Annotated in this window: 12 protein-coding genes; 9 read left to right on the top strand and 3 right to left on the bottom strand. The window is 65.6% G+C overall.

Annotation, left to right across the window (positions count from 1 at the left end):
- Position 1 precedes the first annotated feature (1 nt).
- The 3 genes from Q7T26_00475 to Q7T26_00465 all read right to left on the bottom strand — a co-directional run bounded on the left by Q7T26_00475 (position 2) and on the right by Q7T26_00465 (position 4,421).
- On the bottom strand, positions 2 to 1,075 hold the full coding sequence (locus Q7T26_00475) for a hypothetical protein (GenBank protein MDO8530635.1): 1,074 nt from the start codon (positions 1,073 to 1,075) through the stop codon (positions 2 to 4).
- Between the two features lie 1,001 nt (positions 1,076 to 2,076).
- Positions 2,077 to 2,862: an enoyl-CoA hydratase-related protein gene (locus Q7T26_00470; protein MDO8530634.1), complete on the bottom strand. Its 786-nt coding sequence runs from the start codon at positions 2,860 to 2,862 to the stop codon at positions 2,077 to 2,079.
- A gap of 98 nt (positions 2,863 to 2,960) precedes the next feature.
- A complete protein-coding gene (locus tag Q7T26_00465; GenBank protein MDO8530633.1) occupies positions 2,961 to 4,421 on the bottom strand; it encodes a CoA-binding protein in 1,461 nt (486 codons plus the stop codon).
- A 649-nt stretch (positions 4,422 to 5,070) separates the two neighbouring features.
- Here Q7T26_00465 and pyrR point away from each other — a divergent pair.
- The 9 genes from pyrR (at position 5,071) to Q7T26_00420 (ending at position 15,362) form a co-directional block, all read left to right on the top strand.
- Entirely contained in the window at positions 5,071 to 5,610 is a 540-nt protein-coding gene (pyrR, locus tag Q7T26_00460) for a bifunctional pyr operon transcriptional regulator/uracil phosphoribosyltransferase PyrR (protein MDO8530632.1), read from the top strand.
- 4 nt (positions 5,611 to 5,614) lie between these two features.
- On the top strand, positions 5,615 to 6,607 hold the full coding sequence (locus Q7T26_00455) for an aspartate carbamoyltransferase catalytic subunit (protein MDO8530631.1): 993 nt from the start codon (positions 5,615 to 5,617) through the stop codon (positions 6,605 to 6,607).
- 1 nt (position 6,608) lies between these two features.
- Complete coding sequence (locus Q7T26_00450; protein MDO8530630.1) at positions 6,609 to 7,982, top strand: dihydroorotase; 1,374 nt, start codon at positions 6,609 to 6,611, stop codon at positions 7,980 to 7,982.
- A 136-nt stretch (positions 7,983 to 8,118) separates the two neighbouring features.
- Positions 8,119 to 9,210: a glutamine-hydrolyzing carbamoyl-phosphate synthase small subunit gene (carA, locus tag Q7T26_00445; GenBank protein ID MDO8530629.1), complete on the top strand. Its 1,092-nt coding sequence runs from the start codon at positions 8,119 to 8,121 to the stop codon at positions 9,208 to 9,210.
- Positions 9,211 to 9,260: 50 nt separating this feature from the next.
- Entirely contained in the window at positions 9,261 to 9,461 is a 201-nt protein-coding gene (locus Q7T26_00440; GenBank protein ID MDO8530628.1) for a type II toxin-antitoxin system VapB family antitoxin, read from the top strand.
- A 5-nt stretch (positions 9,462 to 9,466) separates the two neighbouring features.
- On the top strand, positions 9,467 to 9,853 hold the full coding sequence (locus Q7T26_00435; protein ID MDO8530627.1) for a PIN domain-containing protein: 387 nt from the start codon (positions 9,467 to 9,469) through the stop codon (positions 9,851 to 9,853).
- A gap of 75 nt (positions 9,854 to 9,928) precedes the next feature.
- Positions 9,929 to 10,804, top strand: coding sequence for a hypothetical protein (locus tag Q7T26_00430; GenBank protein MDO8530626.1), 876 nt, complete (start codon positions 9,929 to 9,931; stop codon positions 10,802 to 10,804).
- 403 nt (positions 10,805 to 11,207) lie between these two features.
- Positions 11,208 to 14,504: a carbamoyl-phosphate synthase large subunit gene (carB, locus tag Q7T26_00425; protein MDO8530625.1), complete on the top strand. Its 3,297-nt coding sequence runs from the start codon at positions 11,208 to 11,210 to the stop codon at positions 14,502 to 14,504.
- A 6-nt stretch (positions 14,505 to 14,510) separates the two neighbouring features.
- Positions 14,511 to 15,362 carry a dihydroorotate dehydrogenase electron transfer subunit gene (locus Q7T26_00420; GenBank protein MDO8530624.1) on the top strand — a complete coding sequence of 284 codons (852 nt, stop codon included), beginning with the start codon at positions 14,511 to 14,513 and terminating at the stop codon, positions 15,360 to 15,362.
- The last annotated feature ends 12 nt before the right edge of the window (positions 15,363 to 15,374 follow it).

The raw sequence follows: 15,374 nt of genomic DNA, 5'->3' as shown, positions 1-15,374 counted from the left end.
ACTACTTCTCCACCCGCACCGTCACGCTCGTCGTTCCGCCGGGCCAGGTGGGCACGTACGCCGACTTGAAGCCAATGCCGCCCACCACCACGAGCATGATGTCCTCCGCGCGGTGCGCCACCCGCAGGTCCGCGTCCAGGTCCGCCACGCCCAGGCGCTCCCGCAGGGCCTTCACCCGCGCGCGGCTGTCTTTGCCCAGGCGAGATAGGGGCAATCGGGCGTGCTCGTAGAGGAAGCGCTTCACCTCGGCCTTGTTGAAGCCGTCGCGGGCCAGCAGGTGGGCGTGCTCCGGCGTCACGATGAGCAGCGGCTCGCCGCCGCCCAGGATGCACTCCACGCCCGTGGTGCCGGCGATGGACATAGAGTTGGCCATCGTCGTCAGAATGCTCTCCGCCGAATTGCTGACGGTGTCCACCATCTCGACGATGCCCGCGGCGCCGACGACCGTGACCGTGCTCTCGTCCCGATGGAACCCGCGCTCGACGTGTAGCGGCGACCACGGGCTTTTCATCTCGTTCTCGGCGAAGCAGAAGGTGAACTTGCCCGGCCAGCCCAGCGTCGCCATGTCAATGTCCGCGGGCGTGGCCCCGCCGATGTTCAGCAGGATGAGGTGGATTGCCCGGCCCACGCTGGCGTTGGCCCGGTTCCACGCGCCCAGGGCGCCCGCGCCGCCGCTGAAGCCCATTCCCATAGCGTGGGGGCCGTTCAGGATGAGGCCCACGGAGGCGGTGCCGGTGGTGGTCTGAATACCCAGGAGGTTGAACGGCTCCTGGCTCATGGCCGCCACCGCTGCGATGACCACGGGCAGGGTCCGGGCGGGGCACCCCGCCATGACGGCGTTGATGGCGATCTTCTCCACCGTGGCCATCCCGTTCTTCGGGGGGATGGCGGCGACGACGTCGGCGGACTTGCGGCTGGTCTCCTTGAGGAAGCGCTCCAGCCGCTCCGGCGTCGGCGGGACGATGGGCAGGCCGTCCGTCATGCCGGTCTTGTACATCATCTCGTTGACGGCCTCGAAGGTGTTCGTCAGACGGATGCCTTCCGGCCCTATCTCTTCGTGCTCATCGCTCATCATGGCGCTCGCCTCTTACCGCCGCGGCTGTCCCGCCGCAGGCCCCAAGCGAGGGAAGTATAGCACGGTCGGATGGATTATAATGAACGGCGGTTCACGCGGGGGCTTCGCCGGAGGTGTAGGCGTGATTAACAGGTGCAAGTACTGGGATTGTCGCCAGCCAATTAGGCCGGGACACTTTCTCTGTTATGACCACTTCGCGGCTTTATAAGACGGATTCCTTAATCAATGCCCAAGATGTGGACGGTACAAAGACGCCAATTACGAGTTATGCCTCGAATGCTACCACGGGGGACAAGTCACAAGAAAGTTGCCTCAACAAACTACTCGGGCGCCTCAGCGTTACGAAATTGAGCATTCTCCTGCCTGGGAAGCGGGTGACTCGGAAGCAAACGAGTTCTACATTTACGTGCTCAAACTTGACGGGGGCGAGTTTTACGTCGGGCAAACGCGAGATCTCAGAGCGCGGCTTTCAGAGCATCGGGATAACAAAGTGACTTCAACTGCCGGAAGAAACCCGCGACTTCAATTCTTCAATGTTGGCCCAACACGAGAGTGGGCAACAGATATCGAAGTACAGCTTAAACAGCTTAACGATACAAACCCTCGCGAAATTCGGAGGATGATCATACACTTCAAGGACCTTTGCAGGGAGTTAGACCTTGACTGAAAATCGTAACAATTTGGAAAGCCATTGTTCCTAGATATTATAGGGTGGCGGCCAAGCGTGTTAGTGGGCAGGGCAATCGCGTCTTAGTGCGAGCGTTCATTCCCGTCCGTCCCGTGAGTATTGCAAGAAATGCTGCAAGAAGCCCGCTGGTACACCACCGTCATTCCGGCGCAGGCCGGAATCCAGTGGCGCCCGTTGCGGGCGAGCTTGTGTCTCTGGGCTCCGGCGAAAGCCGGAGCGACGAAGGGACGCCCCCTTTGTGGTTTGCCGTGTCCATAAGTAAGACGGATAGCGCCCGGCTCTTCGTAGTGTGGCCGCCTCTAAATCAACCCCGTTAGCGGTTCTTGAAGTTCGGATGGCGACGCTCGACGAAGGCCCGCGGCCCCTCGCGCGTGTCCTCCATACCGGCAAGGTTCTGCTCCAGCGCCGTCGCGAACGAGTAGCCTTCGAGCGGGGTCATGTAGTACCCGCGGTAGAGTATCTCCTTCAGGTTCCGCACCGAGCGAGGCCCGAGGGCCAGCATGCGCTCCGCCCATCTCATGGCCTCGGCCATCAGCTTCTCCCTGGGCACGACCCGGTTCACCCAGCCCATCTCGTAGGCCCTGCGCGCCGTGATGCGCTCGTCCCCCCACAGGGCAACCTCAAGGGCGTGGCCCATCAGCATCTGACGCGTGAGGTCGTGGACCCAGTCCGCCGCGAGGTTCCAGCGCGTTTCCGAGATGCCCATTTCGGCGTGCTCGGCGGCGATGCGGATGTCGCATTGCTGCGCCAGCCGCCACCCTCCCGCGAGGGCGAACCCATTGATGGCGGCGATGGTGGGCTTCCAGAGGTTGTAGCGTTCGCAGAGCGGCGATACCATGGGACGCGGGGGAAGCTGCCCGCCCTCCTTCTCCGCCTCCGCGCGCTCCTTCAGGTCGGCCCCGGAGCAGAAGGCCTTGTCGCCCGTGCCAGTGACAATCGCCACCCACGCGTCGTCGTCCGCCGCGAACGTCTTGAAGCCCTCCACGACTCTGGCGGCCAGCTCCATGTTGAGCGCGTTCATGCGGTCGGGACGGTTCAGCGTCATGACCACGATGCGCCCGTTGGCTTTCTTCTCGTACAGAAGCACCGGCTCGGCCATGGTCACACCTCCATGCGACGACTCGCGTTTGGACACGTTCAGGTTCAGTTACGCGGCCTGCCCAGCCGTTGCGCTGTGGCTGACGTCCTCAGACGGATTCACGAGTCCGCGGTCTGGAGCGAACGCTGGTGCTCGTAGTAGCCCACGTAGCGGGCCAGCGACCGAGCTGCTCTGTCCAGCGACGAAAAGACCGGGATTTGCTTGTCGGCGAAGAACGCCCGTAGGCGCTGGCGCTGCGGCTCCACTTCGTTCAGGCGTCCGTTGTCCACCAGCACCGCCACCAGGGGCTTCCCCACCTGATTGGACGCGATAAGGCGCGCAAGCGTCTCGGCCACCAGGTCGCCGGTGTTCTGGGGGAGGTCCCGAAACCAGCCCAGATTCATGGCGAATACCACCATGTCGAAGACGGGGTCGGCGACCACCGCCTTGAGGGTCTTCTCCAGAGTGTCCATGTTCTGGAAGACGCCTCCCATGTCCAGCGGATTTCGGAGGATGCTCCCCGCCGGCGACGTGTAGCTGCGCAGGAACGCGTGCGTCTCCGGGCTGACCCGAGGCACTTCCAGGCCGACGCCGACCAGGATGTCCGCCGCCGCCACGTTGTTGCCGCCGCCTCCGCCGACCACGACGACGCGTCGCCCCCGCGGATGCGGCAGGCGCAGGAGGCACGCCATGACCTCAGCCGCCTCTTCCGTGGACTCGACCTGGATGGCGCCCGTTTGCCTGAAGAATGCGTCCCATATCCGACGCTGGCCCGCCAGCGAGCCGGTGTGGGACGCCGCCATCTGGGCGCCCGCGTCCGTGAGGCCGCCCTTGAACACCACGACGGGCTTCACGGGATTTACCTCTCGCACCAGGCGAAGGAACCGGCGGCCATCCCGGACGCCTTCCAAATAGAAGCCGACGGTCTTCGTATCGGGGTCGCGGGCCAGGTACTCCAGAAAATCGCACTCGTTGAACCCGTAGGCGTTGCCATAGCTGAAGACCTTGCTGATGCAGACGCCGATGGTGGGCGCGAAGTGAGCGAATCCGTTCGCGTGCCCGCCGCTCTGGGAGACGAACGAGGCGTCGCCGGGGCGGAGGTCGGCGTCTCCCCAGACCGCCATGTGCGCGCGCGGGATGCAAGCGAGGCCCATCCCGTTGGGCCCCACCACGCGCAGCCCGTGTTTGCGGATGATTTGCCGCACCTGTTCGCCCAGCCGTCGGCCCTCCTCTTCACCCGTCTCCTCGAACCCCGCCGTGAACAGGTGCACATTGCGCATGCCCGTGGCGCCGCACTCCTCGAGCACCTGCGGCGCGAAGGGAGCGGGCACCGCCACGATGACCAGGTCCACGGGGCCAGGCAGGGAACGCAGGTTGGGATAGCACTTCAAGCCAAGGATTTCGTCGGCGCTGGGGTTGATGGGGTAAATGACGCCCTCATAGCCCGCCTGCTGGAGGGCGCGAATGAAGACCGTGCCGCCGCTCCAGCGGGCCGCCTTTGCCGGATCGGGCCGGCCCGCCCCGACGATGGCGATGGAGCGGGCGGCAAGAGCGGATTCGAACGCGGAGTCCCAGGCCATATCACCTCCGTAGGGAGCCGGGATTTTCAGCTTGTCTCAACGAGTGCGGCGCGCGGACGAATGCACAATGCACCACTTCTCAGTTGCGCGCACGCCTCCAAACGGAGGTTTCGCGACTGAGGTCTCGCTGGCCGCCATTGTACCGCACGGAGAGCATCGGCGCGACTGAGCGGATACGCGACAAGCTGGGCGTGATATGCAAGGCCTTCGCCGTGGTCTTAGAGCCTATCCAGTAGCCGTGCGCCTGAGGAGAGTGCAGAGAGGACAACGCCCTCTCTGCCAGGGGGCCTGTCCCCCCCCCCCCCCCCCCCAGCTTCACTTCTCTCCCCCGCTCCCTTGCTAAGGGAGCGGGGGACGCAGGGGGTGAGGGTTGTTGGACAGGTTCTTAACTGAGCAGAACGGCCTGGCGTAACAGGTGTGTAGTGGACGAGCACAAGCCCTTGCCCTCCCGCCGCGCCGCTGCTATACTGGAGCGCGACAACCGCACACGGATAGCGTCCGGCTTTTCGTAGCGCGGTCGCCTTTAAATCAGCCCTGTGAGGCTGGCAAGGAGGCTCGCGGTGGCACACGCCGCTATCCCCACAACCTGTACGTCCGCTCTTCGGACTGGCTGCGCCTTTTGCCAGATTCTTTGGCAGGGGGCTTTTTAATGCCCGCCGAGAAGGTCCTCCTGACGGCGGACGACATCCGCCGCGTCCTCACCCGCATTGCGCACGAGGTGGTGGAGCGCAACCACGGCGTGGAGGGCCTGGTCTTCGTCGGCCTGCTCACGCGCGGCGTCCCCCTGGCCCGCCGCCTCGCCGAGCGCATCCGTGAGTTCGAGGGCGCCGCCGTGCCGGTGGGCGCGCTGGACATCACCCTTTACAGAGACGACCTCTCGGCCCGGCCCCAGCCGGTCGTGCGCGGCACGGACGTTCCCGTGGACCTCGCCGACAAGCGCGTCATCCTCGTGGACGACGTCCTCTTTACGGGCCGGAGCATCCGCGCGGCAATGGACGCGGTGATGGACCTGGGCCGTCCCCAGAGCGTGCAGCTCGCCGTGCTGGTGGACCGGGGCCACCGCGAGCTTCCCGTCCGGCCCGACTACGTGGGCAAGAACGTTCCCTCCTCCCGGACGGAGGACATACAGGTACGGCTCAAGGAAGTGGATGGGAAGGACGAGGTCGTGTTGACTCGTTCGGAGGAGTAAGGCCATGCGCGCAGTCCTTCCGCAGAAGGAGCCGCGGGCGGTCCTGCCCCGTCGCCATATCCTCGACCTGGACGACTTCAGCCGCGAGGAGATAGAGGCAGTCTTCCGCACCACCGACGGGATGAAGGAAATCCTCAATCGGCAGATCAAGAAGGTGCCCACCCTGCGGGGCAAGACGGTGCTGACGCTCTTTTACGAGCCGAGCACGCGCACCCGCGTCTCCTTTGAGCAGGCGGGCAAGATACTGGGCGCCGACGTCATCAACGTGACGACGTCTACCTCCAGCGTGGTAAAGGGCGAGTCCCTGGTGGACACGGGCCGCACGTTGCAGGCGGTCCGTGCCGACGTGATTGTCATCCGCCACTCCAGTGCGGGCGCGCCGTACCTGCTGGCGCAGCACCTGGCGTGCAGCGTGGTCAACGCCGGAGACGGCGCCCACGCGCATCCCACCCAGGCGCTGCTTGACCTGTACACCATCCGCGAGAAGTTGGGACACATTGAGGGACTGAAGGTGGTGATTGTGGGCGACATCCTGTACAGCCGCGTGGCGCGCTCAAACCTATGGGGCCTGTCGGCCATGGGCGCAAGCGTGGTGCTGTGCGGCCCGCCGCCTCTGCTGCCCGCGGGCTTTCCGCCTCCCGCCGGTGTGGAGGGCTTCGTGGGGCCTACGCTGCCGCCCGTGACCGTGGAGACGGATATAGACCGTGCGCTGGACGGCGCGGACGTGGTGATGGCCCTGCGCATCCAGCACGAGCGGACAAAAGGGGGACTTCTGCCCAGCGTGACCGAGTACGCCCGCCGTTACCAGGTGACGGTGGAGCGGATGAAGCGGGCCAAGCCCGGCGCGCTGGTGCTGCACCCGGGCCCCATGAACGAAGGGGTGGAGATCAGCCCGGACGTGGCCCACGGCGCCCAGTCGGTCATCCAGGAGCAGGTGACGAACGGCGTGGCCGTCCGCATGGCGGTCCTCTACCTGCTGTGCACGCGGGAGGCCTAGCATGAAGACCGAAGAGGTACGGCCCGTCCTGGTTTGGCAGGCCCGCATCGTTGACCCTGCGCAGGGCATTGACGGCGTCGGCGACGCGCTCTTCGCCGAGGGCAAGGTGGCGGCGCTGCGCGTGGGTGTGGGGAAGCCGCTGGAGCCGCCGCCGGGCTGCCTGACGCTGCGTGGGCAGGGGCTTGTCGTCGCGCCTGGCTTCGTGGACATGCACGCGCACCTGCGCGAGCCGGGCTTCGAGGAGCAGGAGACCATCGCCACGGGCACGCAGGCCGCGGCCCGCGGTGGCTTCACCACCATTTGCTGCATGCCGAACACGCAGCCGCCGCTGGACACGCGGGCCACCGTGGAGTTCGTGCGGCGGCGCGCGGCGGAGCAGGGCGCCGTGCGGGTGCTGCCCATCGGCTGCATCAGCCTGGGCCGCAAGGGCAAGGAGCTGGCGCCTCTGGGTGAGCTTGCCGAAGCGGGCGTGGTGGGCTACAGCGACGACGGTGCCCCGGTGGCGAGCGCGGCGCTAATGCGGAGCGCCCTGTCCTACGCGAAGAGCTTCGGCGTGCCCGTCATCGAGCATTGCGAGGAGTCGTCGCTGGCGGACGGCGCGGTGATGAGCGAGGGCTGGGTGGCCACGCGCCTGGGCCTGCGGGGCGCGCCCGACGCGGCGGAGGACATCATGGTGGCGCGGGACATCCTCCTGGCGGAGCTGACGGGCGGGCGTCTGCACATCGCCCACGCCAGCACGGCGGGGACGGTGGAGCTTGTCCGCTGGGCCAAGGAGAAGGGCATTCGCGTATCGGCGGAGGCCACGCCCCACCATCTGACAATGACCGACGAGTGGGTGCTGGGCTATCGGCCCATGGCGTGCCGCTTCCCCGCCAGCGAGCTGGTGTACGACACGTCCACGAAGGTCAACCCGCCCCTGCGCTCGCGCCGCGACGTGGATGCGCTGGTCGCGGGACTGCGCGAAGGCGTCATTGACGCCATCGCCACCGACCACGCGCCGCACCTGCACGTGGACAAGCTCGCCGAGTACGACGCCGCGCCCTTCGGCATCAGCGTCTTCGAGACGGCGCTGGGCAGCCTGCTGTCGCTGGTGCACGCGGGGACGCTGGACATGCGCACGCTCATCGCGCGGCTGACCGTGGGGCCGGCGCGCGCGCTGGGCCGCGAGGCCAGCGGCCTCGGCAGCCTGCGGAAGGGCGGCCCGGCGGACGCGGTGGTCTTCCATCCGGACGAGGAGTGGACGGTGGAGGTGGAGCGCTTCGCCTCCCGTGGCAGGAACACGCCCCTGCGCGGCTGCACGCTGCGCGGCAGGGTGAAGCTGACCTTGGTGGGCGGCGCCGTCGCCTACGCCGACGAGGGGGTCAAACTTGGCTAAGCGGGTGCAGTCCTTCCGGTATCGGAAGGACGCCGGGGGTCTGGGGCCTGTCCTGAGCGCAGTCGAAGGAGTGTCCCCCAGTCTCTCATCCTTCCCCTTCTCCTGGTCAGGAGAGGGAGCCAGGGGGTGAAGTCGCATGCCTCCTAAAGCCATCCTGGCGCTGGAGGACGGCGCCGTCTTCGAAGGCGACGCCATCGGCGCGCCGACGACCGCCGTCGGCGAGGTCGTCTTCAACACCAGCATGATCGGCTATCAGGAGATGCTCACCGACCCCTCGTACGCGGGGCAGATCGTCGTGCCTACCTACCCCATGATAGGGAACTATGGCATCAACCAGCAGGACGTGGAGTCGCGGCGCATCCAGGTGCGCGGCTTCGTGGTGCGCGAGGCGTGCGACGAGCCGAGTCACTGGGGCAGCCAGTCCACGCTGCACGACTACCTTGCGTCGCAGGGCGTGCCCGGCGTCGCGGGCCTGGACACCCGCGCCATCACGCGCCGCCTGCGCTCCAAGGGCGTCATGATGGGCGTCCTGACCAGCGAGATGTCGCCGGAGGCGGCATTGGAGCACCTGCGCCGCCAGCCGAGCTACGGCACGCTCGACTTTGTGCGCGAGGTTAGCGTGTCCAAGTCGTACGTCTGGCCGCCGGAGGACCCTTCGGCCAAATACCGCGTCGCGGTGCTGGACCTGGGCGTCAAGTACAACATCCTGCGCATCCTGAAGGCGAAGGGCTGCAACGTCGTCGCCGTGCCGTGCACCGCCTCCGCCGACGAGGTGCTGGCGACGAAGCCGGACGGCATCGTCATCTCGCCGGGGCCAGGCGACCCCGCGCTGCTGGAATACCTTGTCGCAACGACGAAGAAGCTGATGGGGCGCGCGCCCATCTTCGGCATCTGCCTGGGGCACCAGGTGCTGGGCCACGCCTACGGAGGGCGCACGTTCAAGCTGAAGTTCGGCCACAGGGGCGGGAACCACCCGGTGAAGGACAGGGTCACGGGCCGGGTGCACATCACGGCGCAGAACCACGGCTACGCGGTGGACGGCGACAGCCTGCCGAGCGACGTGGAGGTCACGCACGTCAACCTGAACGACGGCACGGTGGAGGGGATGCGGCACAAGGGCCTGCCCATCATGAGCATCCAGTACCACTCCGAGGCGTCGCCCGGCCCGATGGACAACGTGTACATGTTTGACAGGTTCCTGGAGATGGTGGAGGCGCACAAGAAATGATGCGGAAATTTGGTGTATAATTTTGATGCATTCAAGAACGGAGGTAAACGATGCGCACGACACTGGATATTGACAAGGATGTGTTGGAGGAAGTCGCGCGCCTGACGGGAGAGCGCAAGAAAAGCAAGGCGGTGATGAAGGCCCTCCAGGACTATGTGCGCCGGAGGAATATCGAAAGACTATGGAGCCTGGCGGGGAAGATAGACCTGGTGGACAACTGGCATGAGCTGCGCCACGCGGAGCCCCGGTAGCGCCGATGGTGATTGTTGACACGTCTATTTGGCTCCAGTTCTTCAGGCTGCAACCGTCGTCGGTGAAGAAGGAGATGGACCGGCTGCGGGCCAGCGGCGAGATCGCCGTCGTGGGCGTTGTGCTGGCCGAGGTTCTCCAGGGGGCGAGAACCGAGCGGGAGGCGGAACAGCTACGTGCGGGTCTGAGAGGATTCCCCTATCTGGAGGAAACGCAAGGGACATGGGTTCGGGTGGGAGAGCTCTCCCACCAGCTCCGCCAAAAGGGCGTGACGGTATCCATCATGGACCTGCTCATCGCGGCGCTGGCCCTGGAGCATGGCTGCGAGGTCTATACGCTGGATGAGCACTTTGAGCGCGTGCCAGGGCTTACGCTCCACACGGTGCGAGGGTAACGCGCCGATGGACAACGTGTACATGTTCGACAGGTTTTTGGGGATGGTGGGGGCGGGGAAGAAATGAGCACCCAAATGGATAGCGAACAAATTATCCCGCCAGAGGAAGAGCAGCTTATTCATACGAGGCGGACACGATGCTCGAACATCAACAGGTTTCTCTGGAAATGGGTGCGGCCGGGCCTTAGTCATCCAGTTTTAGGGCAAAACCTGCTTGTTGATGCATTGTCTTGTGATGAGTCAGGGAAGGACATCTTGGAATTGGAGGAAGCTCTCAAGGACGGAGCAAGTGCCTGCGCCGACTTCAACCGGATTTTTGAGGGCCGATTGCCTCAAGATTCTCACGCAGCAGACACTAAGATTCTGGGTGCCCTAGCCGAGGTCGAGGCATGCAAGTGGCTCATGGCGAAGGATTTCGGCGAGTTGCGCAAACTGAATACTCAAGACCAGCAGACAGTCGATTTCACTGGGCAGAAAAATAGCCTTACTTTTGGGATAGAAGTCATGTGTTTGGGAGTTCCGATCTCCGTAAGGAAAAAGGTGGAGCCGTACGGAAGGGATAGTATCAATGTTCCCGGTACCGAGGAAACGGTGTCGGTTTCCATGTTTGCTAGTAACGAGATGCATTCCTCTGATATGTCAGACGAAGCAAGAATTGAGGAGACTATCCGCTCAACCATCCTTGAAAAGTTGCCACAGTTGAAGAGTTTCAAGCGTACGCAGAATGTGCGCCGGATGCTCTTCATCTCCACTGGCAGGGGATTCATTCAAACAGGCGAACCTATTAGGCAGGACGCACACACTCTGCATCTGACATATGGTAGAGTACTCCCCCGCGCATGGGCGGCGCTACTGGAAGATGTTCGGAGAGAGCTTGACGGGGTTGTGCTTCTTAATGCTCGTGAAGAATGGGTTGCACCGGGAGAATTTGAGAAACAGCTCGCGGCGTGAGGAAGCCCGTCATTCCGAGCGCAGCGAGGAATCTCCCCGGCTGCTGCGGCAGGAGACCCCGAGCAACGCGAGGGGTGACACCGTAGAGCGACCCACTCACCCTGAGCTGGTCGAAGGGCGAGCGAGCATAGGAAAGCAGAGGCGCGATTAAGAGATGGCGGTGGGTGATGGGGCCGTCCCACGGCAGCCGGACGGGACGGTAACAACGTAAGCGAGTAGGGCCTAGCATCCTGTAACTGAAATACGTGTATGAAAGCGTCGTTGCGAGGAGTTCTTCCGCGGAAGGACGACGAAGCAATCTGGAAGAAGGGTGGCCCCCACCGCCAGATTGCCACGGCCCTCCTTCGTCGGGCCTCGCAATGACATTGCGGCAAACGTCGGGGGCACTACACTAGGGAGACCCATGCCAGACGCCAAGCCCAAGAAGGTCATGGTCATCGGCTCCGGGCCTATCATCATCGGCCAGGCCGCGGAGTTCGACTACGCCGGCACGCAGGCCTGCCGCTCCCTCCGCGAGGAGGGCGTGCAGGTCGTCCTCGTCAACTCCAACCCGGCCACCATCATGACCGACGAGGAGATCGCGGACATCGTCTATATCGAGCCGCTCACGGTGGGGGTACTGGAACGCATCATCGCACGGGAGCGCCCGGACGGGCTGCTGCCCACGCTGGGCGGGCAGACGGGCCTGAACCTCGCGGTGGAGCTGGCCGAGGCGGGCATCCTGGACAAGTACAACGTGCGCCTCCTGGGCACGTCGCTGGAGACCATCAAGAAGGCGGAGGACAGGGAGCTATTCAAGAAGATGCTCCAGGAGATTGGCGAGCCTGTGCCGGAGAGCGAGACGGTCACCACCCTGGAGGATGCGCGGCGCGTGGCCGGGAGCATCGGCTTCCCCGTGGTCATCCGGCCCGCGTTCACCCTCGGCGGCACCGGCGGAGGCATCGCGCAAGACGCGGCGGAGCTGGACGAGATAGCGGGCGCGGGCATATCCGCCAGCCCCATCCATCAGGTGCTTGTCGAGCAGTGCCTGACCGGGTGGAAGGAGCTGGAGTACGAGGTGATGCGCGACGGCGCGGACAACTGCATCACCATCTGCAACATGGAGAACATTGACCCCATGGGCGTACACACCGGCGACAGCATTGTCGTCGCGCCCAGCCAGACGCTCTCCGACAAGGAATACCAGATGCTCCGCACCGCGTCCCTGAAGATCATCCGCGCGCTGAAGATCGAGGGCGGGTGCAACGTCCAGTTCGCGCTGGCGCCGCACCCCGTCGTCGCCCGCGAGCCTGGCACATTCAAGGCGAAGACGCCCACCGACTACTACGTCATCGAGGTGAACCCGCGCGTCAGCCGCAGCTCCGCTCTGGCGAGCAAGGCGACGGGCTATCCCATCGCGCGCGTCGCGGCCAAGATCGCCGTCGGCAGGCGCCTGGACGAGATACCGAACGCGGTGACGAAGAAGACCTGCGCCGCCTTCGAGCCGGCCCTGGACTACTGCGTCGTCAAAATCCCGCGCTGGCCCTTCGACAAGTTCCCGTCCGGCGACCGCAGGACCGGCACGCAGATGAAGGCCACCGGCGAGGTCATGGCCATTGACCGCACCTTTGAGGCGGCGTTGCAGAAGGCCATCCGATCCCTGGAGCTGGGCAAGCGCACGCTCCTGTGGGAAGACCCGGCCTGGCGCAACGGGAACACGGAGCGGCTGCCTCTGCACCCCAACGACATGCGCCTGTGGGCGCTCCTGTCGGGCCTGCGGCGCGGCGCGACTCCGGACGACCTCTCCCGGCGCACGGGCATTGACCCGTGGTTCATCCGCAAGATGGCGAACATCGTCGCCATGGAGCGGCGGCTCCTCTCCGGCCCGCTGGACGCCGACCTGCTGCGGGCGGCCAAGCGCAAGGGCTTCTCGGACGACGTCATCGCCACGCTGGCCGACCGCCTGCCGGAGCAGGTGCGCGCGCTGCGCCGCCAGTGGAACATCCGGCCCGTGTACAAAATGGTGGACACCTGCGCCGCGGAGTTCGCGGCGGCCACGCCGTACTTCTACAGCGCCTATGAGCAGGAGAACGAAGCGCTGCCGCTGCCGGGCAAGAAGGCCGTTGTCATCGGCTCCGGACCTATCCGCATCGCGCAGGGCATCGAGTTCGACTACTGCTCCGTCCACGCCGCCTGGGCGCTGCAGGCCAGCGGCGTCAAGAGCATCATGGTCAACTCAAACCCGGAGACGGTCTCCACCGACTTCGACACCAGCGACCGCCTCTACTTCGAGCCGCTGGACGAGGAGAGCATCCGCGACCTGCTGGACAACGAGGCTGGCGAGGGGGCGGAGAACGGACACACGCCCTCGGTGGTCCAGTTCGGCGGGCAGACGGCCATCAACCTGAGCCAGTCGCTGGCGCGGGCGGGCATGCCCATCCTGGGCTCCACGGCGGACGCCATTGACATCGCCTCCGACCGCCAGCGCTTCGACGAGTTCTTGGACGGGCTGGGCATCCCCCAGCCGCCGGGCGGGACGGTCAACAACGCGGAGGAATCGCTGAAGGTGGCCCAGCTCATCGGCTACCCGGTGCTGGTGCGTCCCAGCTACGTGCTGGGCGGACGCGCCATGGAGATCGTCCACAACGCCTCTGAGCTTCTGCACTACATGTCCGCGGCGGTGGACGTGGGCAGCGGCAAGAACATCCTCATTGACAAGTACATGGAGGGCCGCGAGTGCGAGGTGGACGCCATAGCGGACGGGGAGACGGTGCTGATTCCCGGCGTGATGGAGCACATTGAGCGGGCGGGCGTCCACAGCGGCGACTCCATGGCGGTGTACCCCGGCCTGACCCTCACCGGCGACGAGGTGCGCACGCTGGTGGACTATACTGTGCGCATCGCCCTGGGCCTGAAGGTGAAGGGGCTGATGAACATCCAGTTCGTCGCCATGCGCTCAAGCAACAACGGGAAGCCCCAGATCTACGTGCTGGAGGTCAATCCCCGCGCAAGCCGCACGGTCCCGTTCCTGTCCAAGGTGACGGGCGTTCCCATGGTGCGGGTCGCCACCAAAGTGATGCTGGGCGCGAGCCTGGCGGAGCAGGGCTACGTGACCGGGCTGTGGAAAGGGCCGAAAATCGTCGGCGTCAAGGCGCCCGTCTTCAGCATGTCCAAGCTGCGCGGCGTGGACACGTACTTGGGCCCGGAGATGAAGTCCACCGGCGAGGTGATGGGCATTGACAACACCTTCCCGCCGGCGCTGGCCAAGGCTCTGCTGGCCGCGGGGCTGCTCCTGCCGCCCAGGGGCGCCATTCTGCTGAGCATCGCGGACAGGGACAAGCCGGAGGCAGGCCCTATCATCAAGATGCTGCACGAGGTCGGCTACCGGCTCTACGCCACGGAGGGGACCGCCGCCATGATCACGGCCATGGGCCTGCCGGTCACCATGATTACGAAGAAGCTCAGAGAGGGCCACCCCAACGTGGTGGACGTGGTCGTGGACGGGACGGTCAACGCGGTCATCAACACGGTGTCGGGAGTCGCGGGCCGGACGGCTCTGCGGGACGGCTTCGACATCCGCCGAGCGGCGGTGGAGCGCCGTATCCCGTGCTTCACCTCGCTGGACACGGCGCGGGCCGCCGCGGAGGCGCTGCTCCAGGGCGCGGCCAGCTATAATGTGAAGCGGCACATGGAGTACCTGGAAGAGGGCAACAGGACGTAGCAGGCCATGACCGAAGGGCTGCCGCCCAAGCAAAATGTAGTCGGCGCCGTCATCTCCAATCAGCAGGTGGCGGAGAACCTGCGCCTCATGTGGGTGGACGCCCCCGGCGTGGCGGAGCGGGCGCGGGTGGGCCAGTTCGCCATGCTCCGGTGCGCCGCGGGCCCCGGCGATTGGGACCCGATTCTGCGCCGGCCCATGACATTCTGCCGTTTTGGGCGGGATATGAAGCACAGGGACAGCCTGTCCGCCACGTCCGTGTCTTTCCTCTACAATGTGGTCGGGCGCGGCACGGCCTGGCTGGCCCGGCGCGCACCCGGCGAGCCGCTGGACATAGTCGGCCCGCTGGGCAACGGCTTCCTTGTGCCGCGCGACGCCAGGCGCCTGCTGTGCGTCGCGGGGGGCATCGGCGTCGCGCCGTTCGTCTCCCTCGCGGACGAGATGGCGACTCAAGGGGCCGAAATGGTCATCCTGTATGGCGCCGCGTCCGCGCGTCACATCTACGCGCCGGAGGAGCTGCCTCGGGGTGTGCAGCTCGTCCTGGCGACGGACGACGGCTCGCGGGGGCACAAGGGCTTCGTGACCGACCTGGTCCACGAGTACGCGGGCTGGGCCGACCTCGTCCTGGCGTGCGGGCCAATCGGCATGTTCCGCACGCTGGCTCGGCTGACCAGGGAGCACCCGGTGCGCGCACCCGTCCAGGCGCTCCTGGAGTCCCACATGGGCTGCGGCATGGGCGTCTGCTGGGGCTGCCCCGTGGAGACCGTGGGGGGCTACAAGCGGGTTTGCACCACAGGCCCGCGCTTTGATCTGGGGGAGCTGGTGTTTGACCGCGACCCGTGGATGGCGGGCAGGGGATAAGAGCCTGCTGCT

Source organism: Dehalococcoidia bacterium, from assembly GCA_030648205.1.
Lineage (GTDB): Bacteria > Chloroflexota > Dehalococcoidia > JAUSIH01 > JAUSIH01 > JAUSIH01.
Note: the sequence above shows the minus strand (reverse complement) of the source record. Positions and strands in the feature narration are given on the sequence as shown.

Excerpts from the sequence above, each read along its gene's own strand:
- Q7T26_00475 (MDO8530635.1), bottom strand. The coding sequence starts at position 1,075 with ATGATGAGCGATGAGCACGAAGAGATAGGGCCGGAAGGCATCCGTCTG.
- Q7T26_00470 (MDO8530634.1), bottom strand. The coding sequence starts at position 2,862 with ATGGCCGAGCCGGTGCTTCTGTACGAGAAGAAAGCCAACGGGCGCATC.
- Q7T26_00465 (MDO8530633.1), bottom strand. The coding sequence starts at position 4,421 with ATGGCCTGGGACTCCGCGTTCGAATCCGCTCTTGCCGCCCGCTCCATC.
- pyrR (MDO8530632.1), top strand. The coding sequence starts at position 5,071 with ATGCCCGCCGAGAAGGTCCTCCTGACGGCGGACGACATCCGCCGCGTC.
- Q7T26_00455 (MDO8530631.1), top strand. The coding sequence starts at position 5,615 with ATGCGCGCAGTCCTTCCGCAGAAGGAGCCGCGGGCGGTCCTGCCCCGT.
- Q7T26_00450 (MDO8530630.1), top strand. The coding sequence starts at position 6,609 with ATGAAGACCGAAGAGGTACGGCCCGTCCTGGTTTGGCAGGCCCGCATC.
- carA (MDO8530629.1), top strand. The coding sequence starts at position 8,119 with ATGCCTCCTAAAGCCATCCTGGCGCTGGAGGACGGCGCCGTCTTCGAA.
- Q7T26_00440 (MDO8530628.1), top strand. The coding sequence starts at position 9,261 with ATGCGCACGACACTGGATATTGACAAGGATGTGTTGGAGGAAGTCGCG.
- Q7T26_00435 (MDO8530627.1), top strand. The coding sequence starts at position 9,467 with ATGGTGATTGTTGACACGTCTATTTGGCTCCAGTTCTTCAGGCTGCAA.
- Q7T26_00430 (MDO8530626.1), top strand. The coding sequence starts at position 9,929 with ATGGATAGCGAACAAATTATCCCGCCAGAGGAAGAGCAGCTTATTCAT.
- carB (MDO8530625.1), top strand. The coding sequence starts at position 11,208 with ATGCCAGACGCCAAGCCCAAGAAGGTCATGGTCATCGGCTCCGGGCCT.
- Q7T26_00420 (MDO8530624.1), top strand. The coding sequence starts at position 14,511 with ATGACCGAAGGGCTGCCGCCCAAGCAAAATGTAGTCGGCGCCGTCATC.